At 64.0% G+C, this 7,871-nt stretch carries 9 protein-coding genes; 4 read left to right on the top strand and 5 right to left on the bottom strand.

Annotation, left to right across the window (positions count from 1 at the left end; genetic code table 11):
* Together cysS and VMA74_RS17890 are read left to right on the top strand one after the other, a co-directional pair.
* A partial coding sequence (gene cysS, locus VMA74_RS17885) for a cysteine--tRNA ligase (protein WP_325369431.1) occupies nucleotides 1–1,233 on the top strand: 1,233 nt, incomplete at its 5' end.
* Between the two features lie 50 nt (nucleotides 1,234–1,283).
* Nucleotides 1,284–1,712 carry a SufE family protein gene (locus VMA74_RS17890; protein ID WP_325369434.1) on the top strand — a complete coding sequence of 143 codons (429 nt, stop codon included), beginning with the start codon at nucleotides 1,284–1,286 and terminating at the stop codon, nucleotides 1,710–1,712.
* 90 nt (nucleotides 1,713–1,802) lie between these two features.
* On the opposite strand, the gene dksA is transcribed toward VMA74_RS17890, so the two are convergent.
* Nucleotides 1,803–2,864 (bottom strand): RNA polymerase-binding protein DksA, encoded by a 1,062-nt coding sequence (gene dksA, locus VMA74_RS17895; protein ID WP_325369435.1) that lies wholly within the window; start codon nucleotides 2,862–2,864, stop codon nucleotides 1,803–1,805.
* Here dksA and yidD point away from each other — a divergent pair.
* Nucleotides 2,859–3,269, top strand: a complete 411-nt coding sequence (yidD, locus tag VMA74_RS17900; RefSeq protein WP_414649633.1) for a membrane protein insertion efficiency factor YidD — start codon at nucleotides 2,859–2,861, stop codon at nucleotides 3,267–3,269. The two genes, dksA and yidD, sit on opposite strands and share 6 nt — an antisense overlap.
* A gap of 52 nt (nucleotides 3,270–3,321) precedes the next feature.
* On the top strand, nucleotides 3,322–4,659 hold the full coding sequence (locus VMA74_RS17905) for a dihydroorotase (RefSeq protein WP_325369439.1): 1,338 nt from the start codon (nucleotides 3,322–3,324) through the stop codon (nucleotides 4,657–4,659).
* Between the two features lie 49 nt (nucleotides 4,660–4,708).
* On the opposite strand, the gene VMA74_RS17910 is transcribed toward VMA74_RS17905, so the two are convergent.
* From VMA74_RS17910 to VMA74_RS17925, 4 genes are all read right to left on the bottom strand, one after another.
* Entirely contained in the window at nucleotides 4,709–5,137 is a 429-nt protein-coding gene (locus tag VMA74_RS17910; RefSeq protein WP_325369441.1) for a YbaY family lipoprotein, read from the bottom strand.
* A gap of 60 nt (nucleotides 5,138–5,197) precedes the next feature.
* The gene (folE2, locus tag VMA74_RS17915; protein ID WP_325369442.1) at nucleotides 5,198–6,148 is read right to left on the bottom strand and encodes a GTP cyclohydrolase FolE2; all 951 of its coding nucleotides are present in this window, start codon (nucleotides 6,146–6,148) and stop codon (nucleotides 5,198–5,200) included.
* 137 nt (nucleotides 6,149–6,285) lie between these two features.
* A complete protein-coding gene (locus VMA74_RS17920; RefSeq protein ID WP_325369443.1) occupies nucleotides 6,286–7,149 on the bottom strand; it encodes a squalene/phytoene synthase family protein in 864 nt (287 codons plus the stop codon).
* On the bottom strand, nucleotides 7,146–7,820 hold the full coding sequence (locus VMA74_RS17925; RefSeq protein WP_325369444.1) for an HAD-IA family hydrolase: 675 nt from the start codon (nucleotides 7,818–7,820) through the stop codon (nucleotides 7,146–7,148). The genes VMA74_RS17920 and VMA74_RS17925 overlap by 4 nt, the downstream gene beginning before the upstream one ends.
* Nucleotides 7,821–7,871 lie beyond the last annotated feature (51 nt).

Raw genomic sequence — 7,871 nt, forward strand, 5'->3', positions numbered from 1 at the left:
TTCGACGTGCTGGTGAAGCTGCTGCGCCGGCATTACCCAGGCGTGATCTACGCCCGCAACATCACCGACGTGGACGACAAGATCAACACCGCCGCGCTCGAGCAAGGCGTGCCGATCGGCCAGATCACCACCCGTTTTGCCCAGGCCTACCGCGAGGACATGGCCGAACTGGGCAACGCCGCGCCGGATGTCGAGCCGCACGCGACGGCGCACATCGGCCAGATCATCGAAATGATCCGCCGCTTGATCGGCAACGGCCACGCCTATGAAGCCGAGGGACACGTGCTGTTCGACGTGGCCGCCTACCCCGCCTACGGCGCCCTGTCCGGCCGCGACACTGACGAACTGATCGCCGGCGCGCGGGTAGAGGTTGCGCCGTACAAAAAGAATCCCACCGATTTCGTGTTGTGGAAGCCCTCCACGCCGGAACTGCCCGGCTGGGACAGCCCCTGGGGGCGCGGCCGGCCAGGCTGGCATATCGAATGCTCGGCGATGAGCGCCGCGCACCTGGGCGAAACCATCGACATCCATGCCGGCGGCGTGGATTTGCAGTTTCCGCATCACGAAAACGAAATCGCCCAGTCCACCTGCGCACACGGCGGCAAGCTGTTTGCGCGCTGGTGGCTGCACAACGGCATGCTTACCTTCGATGGGCGCAAGATGTCCAAGTCGCTGGGCAATGTGCTGCATGTGCATGAACTGCTCAGGCAGCATCCACACGAAGCGCTGCGCCTGCTGCTGCTGCGCGGCCACTACCGCCAGCCGCTGGACTGGTCCGATGCGGCCATTGCCCAGGCCATCAGCACGCTGGATGGCTGGTACCGCGTGCTGCGCGAGCTGGGTGACATCCCCATGGATATGACGCAACCGCTGCCAGTGCCCGAGCGCGTGGAAGCCGCCCTGTGCGATGACCTCAACACACCGCAAGCGCTGGCGGAGCTGTCGACGCTGGCCGACGCCGCGCGGCAGGCGCCCAGCGCTGCCGCCAAAGCCGCCTTGCTCGGCGCAGGCGCGGCGCTGGGCCTGCTGCAACAGGATCCGGAAGCCTGGTTCAAACAGGCCGGCGCTGCGGTCGACGCCGAGCGCGTCGAAGCCCTGCTGGAAGCACGCCGCGTCGCCCGGGCCGCTCGCGATTTTGCGCGCGCCGACGAAATCCGGAACGAGCTGACGGCCATGGGGGTATTGATCGAGGACAGCACCCAGGGCACGCGCTGGAGCGTGGTGAAGCATTGAAACGGCGGGGTTCGACCCCGAGCTAAACAGAACCGCGCGATAATCCAGCCATGAACACTCTTGCCCCCGCCAGCGCCGCCCAAGCTCAACAGGATATTGCCGAGGAGTTCGCCTTCTTCGGCGACTGGACCGAGCGCTACCAATACCTGATTGACCTCGGCAAACAGCTTCCGCCGTTTCCGGAAGACAAGAAGACCGAGGACTACCGCGTGCACGGCTGCCAGTCGATGGTGTGGCTGGTGCCGAGCGGGAATGCCTCGAACATGCACTTCGATGCGGCCAGCGATTCGGCCATCGTCTCCGGCCTGATTGCGCTGGTGCTGCGCGTGTACTCGGATCGCGCGGCGGCCGAGATCGTCGCCACGGAGCCGACCTTCATCCAGGAAATCGGCCTGGCCAGGCATTTGTCGCCGACGCGCTCGAACGGCCTGGCGGCGATGCTGGCGAAGTTGAAGGCGTATGCGGCCGCAGCCCAATAGGCTGGTGGCTGGTGTGAAATCCCAGGAGTAAAAAAAGCCCCGCGCAACAGCGGGGCTTTCGTTACGCCGGCCGGCGCCGCTGAACCCGCATCAATCGCCCATCTGCTTCTGCAGATGCTCGCGACGCTCCTGCGCATCCAGCGACAGCGTGGCGATCGGGCGCGCGTCGAGGCGCTCGAGGCCGATTTCCTCGTCGGTCTCTTCGCAGTAACCGTAACGGCCTTCCTCGATGCGGCGCAGCGCCTTGTCGATCTTGGAGATCAGCTTGCGGTAGCGGTCGCGGGTGCGCAGTTCCAGCGAGTTTTCCGTCTCGCGGGTGGCGCGCTCGGCTTCGTCGCCGACGTCGCGCACCTCATCGCGCAGGTTTTCCATCGTCTGGCGCGACTCTTCCACCAACTGCTCACGCCAGACGCGCAGCTTGTTGCGGAAGTATGCAAGATGACGAGGGTTCATGTACTCCTCGTCGGACGAAGGACGATAGCCCGGAGGCAGATCGATATTCGTGGTGATGGGCAGGGCGTAACGGCCGTCTTCGCGGGTTACACCATTATCGAGCGTTGTAGCGGAGCTATTCATTGATGACTGCGTTGTCTTCTGCTTCTTGCTGGATGAGTTGTGCGCAGTGGCATTCGCTACGCGCGGCGCCGGGGAAGGTCCCACGGCGCTGGCCACCTTGCCCACGATGGGCCGGGCGGGGGGGGATGATACGGCTTTGGGTGTTGCAGTTTGTGTGGAGGTAGGCGCTGCCTTCGACGCCGCGACCGGTGCCGGAGCGGGTTTCGGCACCGCCGGTTTGGCTACGGCTTTCTCGACGGCTTTCTTGGCCACCGGCGCCGCCTTGGCAACGGGTGCGGCGTGCTTGGGTTCGGGCTTCTTGGCCTCGGGCTTGGCTGCCTTCTTGGCTACAGCCTTGACCGGTTCGGCATGCTTCGGGTGGGGCTTGGCGGCTGGCTTGGCCACGGCCTTCTTGGCCGGTGCAGCCTTCTTGGCAACCGCCTTGGCCGGGGCTTTCTTAGCCTCGACCTTCTTGGCCGGCGCCGCTTTTTTCACGGACTTGGGCGCAGCTACCTTGGCCTTGCCGACCTTGGTGTCGTTGCTTTTGCCCGCAGCCTTTCCTTTTGCAGCGTTCTTGGCGGCGGTCGAATTATGCATGGTTTTCGCCATTTACCTTCACCGTTTTGGCCTTGGCGGCCGGCTGTTATAGCCCAATACCCTTCACACCGGCAACCATCCTTCTGGGATACTTACATTCCTGGGTCTCAAAGCGGTTTCGATCATGTGAACGTCGTGAGTCGATGGATTATCGTTCTGCTCGATCTCTACAAACGCCTCGTGAGCCCGCTGTTAGGACAGCGTTGTCGCTTTTACCCCAGTTGCTCCGATTATGCACGCATTGCTGTCTCCCGCTTTGGTCCGTGGCGCGGCGGCTTGCTGGCCGGATGGCGGATACTACGCTGTCAGCCGCTGTGCTCGGGTGGTAACGATCCAGTACCCGAGCACTTCCACTTTCCTGGCTGCCATGCCACAGGCAAGGGACCGGAAGATGGGGCTCCTTGAGCCCGGCACAAGTCCAACGCCTTTCAAGTTTTCCTTTTCCTAAGGAGTTCGCATGTCTACCGATTGGCTGATCAAGAACGCCGAACTGGTCAATGAAGGACGGCGCTTTCACGCCGACTTGCGCATAAAGCACGGCCGCATCGAGGCCATCGGCGACAGCTTGAGCGCCCGTCCCGGCGAGCAGCTGATCGACGCCGCCGGCTTATGGCTGCTGCCAGGCATGGTGGATGACCAGGTGCATTTCCGCGAACCGGGGCTTACACACAAAGCGGACATCGCGCACGAGTCGCGTGCCTGCGCCGCAGGTGGCATCACCAGCTTCATGGAGATGCCGAACACCAGGCCGCCGGCACTGGACCGCGAATCGCTGGAAGCCAAATACACGCGTGCGGCGGAGACCTCGGCGGTGAACTACGCGTTCTACCTTGGTGCCAGCAACGACAACCTTGAGGCGATCCGTGCGCTGGACCCAAAGGCGGCGCCAGGTATCAAGGTATTCATGGGCGCTTCCACCGGTAACATGCTGGTGGACAATCCCGACACGCTGGACGGCATCTTTCGCGAAGCGCCTACACCGATCATTACGCACTGCGAAGACACGCCGATGATCGATGCGCTGCACGCCAAGGCGCGCGAAAAATACGGCGACGCCATTCCTGCGTATGAACATCCGCTGATCCGCTCGCGCGAGGCCTGCATCAAGTCCACCCGGCTGGCGATTTCGCTGGCGCAGAAGCATGGCACGCGGCTGCATGTGCTGCATATTTCCACCGCGGATGAACTGGCCCTGTTCCAGCCCGGACCACTCAAGGGCAAGCAGATTACTGCCGAGACCTGCGTGCACTTCCTGCATTTCAGCGACGAGGATTACGAACGGCTGGGGTTCCTGATCAAGTGCAACCCCGCCATCAAGACCGCCGCGGATCGCGAGGCCATCACCAAGGCCGTGGCCGAATGCCGCATCGACGTGCTCGCCACCGACCATGCCCCCCATCTGCTGGAAGAAAAGGCCCAGCTGTACGACAAGGCCCCGTCCGGCCTGCCACTGGTGCAATTTGCGCTGCAGGCAGCCTTGCAACGCGTGACCGAAGGCAAGCTCACGCTGGAACGCGTGGTGGAAGCGGTCAGCCATGCGCCAGCGACGCTGTTCAGCGTGCACGAACGCGGCTTTTTGCGCGAAGGCTACGCGGCTGACCTGGTGCTGGTCGATCCACGCACGCCGCACACCGTGCGCCGCGAGGAAGTGCTATCGAAGTGCGGCTGGTCGCCGTTCGAGGGTTACACCTTCAGCCATTCCATTGCGGCGACGTTCGTCAACGGACAACGCGTGTGGGATGGCTCGCGCGTGGACGAAAGCGTGCACGGCGAGCGCCTGGCGTTTGATCGTTGATTGCACCTGCCGCCATGCTCGCGTAGGCGGACATGGCGGCACGCAACCGTCAGTGCAGCTCGGAAATCACGACGGAAATCGGTCCATTGTTGCCGGAGTCGCCCAGCACCCTCGTCTGCGTATCGGTGGTCGCCAGCGTGCGATCACCCTGCTTGATGCTTGCCGACACCCTGAAATCCGTGCCGTTGGCGATGTCTCCCGGCTCGTAACTCAACACGAACGGCACCGGTGACGGCCCGATCGGCGCAATACGGTCGGTGGCGATCACGCCTGCCGGGGCATCATGCCGGTTGAGCGTGACGATCAGATACGCATCGGGCGGCAGATCGTGCATGAGGTGATAGTCGACTTCACCGGTCAACGACTTCATCAGCGCCTGCTGCGGCGGCGGCGCCTCATGCTTGCCGAAGTGCGGCATCCAGCTGCAACCGGCGAGGGCATATGCGCCGGCCAAGAGCACTCCGTAGCGGACCTTCATGGGAACTCCTTCAATCTGCGAAGGCCTGGATGATAGCAACCACGCCCGCAACCGACTGAATCAGCCACGCCGATGGCCGTACCCGCCGGCAACGCCCTTGCTGGCATAGGCCACCGCGTCGTGCGGATGCAGGCTTTCCTGGTGTTCGAGACGCACGTGGAAGTCGGCGATGCGGTCGTCGGCGTCCAGTGCGCGTTGAATGCGACGCGCGGCGTCTTCGCAGAACATCAGGTTGCCGCCGTTGGCGAGCGCGAAGGCCTGTTCGTCTTCCCGCTTGACGGCGGTCTGCACTGGCGTGCCCAGCGCCTGCTCGACGCGATCGAGCAGGTAGACCAGGTTCAACGGGGTGTCTTTCACAAAACGCACCAGCAGGCGCGCCACACTGCGCTGAGCGTGGGGTGTGGCGACGATGCCTTTCTCACTGCCCAGCCAGGCCAGCACCGCAGCGTGGTCCAGCGGCTTGCCGGCATCGAAATCCTTGGCGAATTGGTCCTGGATCAATTGCCGCGACAGTGCGGCCGAGGCGGGACAGGTCGAGGAGTAGACGACCTCCGTGCCTAGTTCCAGGCGAAAGCCTTCCTCACCGAGGCTGGCTTCAATCGAGACCGGGTACGCACGCCAGCCGCTGTTGCTGCTGCGCAATGCGGCGCGGCGCACGAGCTGATCGAAACGAATACTGATGCGCGCACAATCAGCCAGGTCGCGATGCGATTCGAGAAAGGCGCGCAGCAATGATTGCAGCATGCCGGCGTCCACTGGCTTGGTGCTGAGGTATTCGTCGGCCAGCAGATACAGGCGCGACATGTGGATGCCGCGCTTGTCCGGCCGGGTCAGGTTGACGAAGGCCCCTACCTGGGCGCTGGACTGCTGCACGCGGCCGTCGCCGGCATCGAACAGCACCGGCACTTCGATGCCGTCCATGCCGACCCAATCCAGTGCGCCAGCCAGATGCGGCTGCGCCTGGCTGGCAACATCGGGCATCAAGCGGGCGGTGTTTTCGTGGGCATGCATGAGGAATTCCTTCGGTCACCCTCCCCGCGGCGCTCAGGAGAGGCTGGATGGGCACAGGTTGCCGGGACGCGGCAACGTGCCTAATGTTGAGGCCTGTTGCTGCGCGGCAACAGGCCCCGCTCCGGAAACAGTGTGTTTTATGGCGCTTGCCGCACGCTTTGCTGCCACCGCCGCGCCGCCCGCCAAGCGCGCAAGGTGGCCATAAAGCCACTGCCTGGCGTGCCTTTTTGCAGCGTCTTCAAAGGTTCGCCGGCCTGAACCGCCCTGCGCACCAGCCGCTCGCCCTCGCCCGCCTCCAACGCCCGGAATACGCTGAGCGGTCCGTCGAGGCGCGAGGCTTCGCCCCACGCCGAACGTAAATCACCCAATTGAGCCTTGATCGCCTGGTCGCGCTCATCGCTGCGCTGGCGAAGCTTGGCCCGGCTCAGGCCGAAGCGCGCCAGCCGGGCCATGGGCAGCGGCAGACGGTCCCGCTCCACGTCGTCCTGCAGGCGACGCAGGGCAAACAGCAGGTGGCTCAACGTGGCCACCCGTGCGGCGCGCGCCGGTGATGCGGCTTCACCGTACCACCAGGCCGTTTCCAGCGCGGCCAGCGCGCCGTGCAGCGCGGCAGCGGCATTGAGCTGGGCGCTGAAATCGACCGCCGTACCTTCTTCCAATTGCGCCATCGCGGCCAGCACCGGGGCCAGCCAACGTTCCGGCGGTATCGCATGGGCACGTTCGTCATCGAACAGCACGCGGGTCAGCGGATGCCTGCCTCCGCTGGCGGCAGCACCACTCAATTCTTCCGCCCACCAGTTGAGCTTGGTGGCGGCAACATGCGGCTCGCGTATGCCATAGGCGGCGGATAGCAATTCCTGCTCCCATGCCGCAAGCGCAATGTGTCCGGGATATTTGGCCGGATCGACGAACACCAGCGCGGTGCGTTGTTGCGGCTGCACGGCCAGCCATTTGTCGACGTAACTTTGCAAGGCACCGTGCAGCGAAGTCTCATCGCTCACGCCGGGACCTTCAACTTGAGCAATTCGATCAAATCACGCGGATGCGCCACCACCACGTCGGCGCCCCAGGCGTGCGGATCGCCGCCATCCAGATAGCCCCATTGCACGGCCACGGTGTAGAGGCCGGCGTCATGCCCGGCCTGCACGTCGCGGCGATCGTCGCCGACGAAAAAGCAGTGGGCAGGTGCCAGCCCGGCACGTTCGCATGCCAGCAGCACCGGCGCCGGATCGGGTTTGCGCACCGGCAGCGTGTCGCCGGAGACCACCGCGCACACGCGCTCGCCCCAGCCGATCTGGTTCACCAGATCATCGGTGAGATAGCCGGGCTTGTTGGTAACGATGCCCCAGGCGATACCGCTTGCTTCCAGCGTATCGAGCAGTGGCTCGATGCCTTCGAACGGACGCGTGTGGCGCGCCATCATGCTGTGATAAAGCTCCAGATAGCGCGGCATGCGTTCGAGCAGGGCCTCGTCGCTTTCATCGAATGCGCAGCGCAGGATAGCGCGCGACCCGCGCGACACCACCGTGCGCACTGCTGCATAAGAAGGTGTGGCAACACCGACCTCGCCGCAATAGACGGCCAATGCGGCATGCAGATCCGGCGCGCTGTCCAGCAAGGTGCCGTCCAGATCGAACAATACGCCTTGAGTCGAGACAGGCAGCTGTTTCATGCAGGTTTGCGCGCGCAGATGAGATAGTTGACGGCAGTGATACGGCTCAGC

It is taken from the genome of Dyella sp., from assembly GCF_035508675.1.
Classification (GTDB): domain Bacteria; phylum Pseudomonadota; class Gammaproteobacteria; order Xanthomonadales; family Rhodanobacteraceae; genus Dyella_B.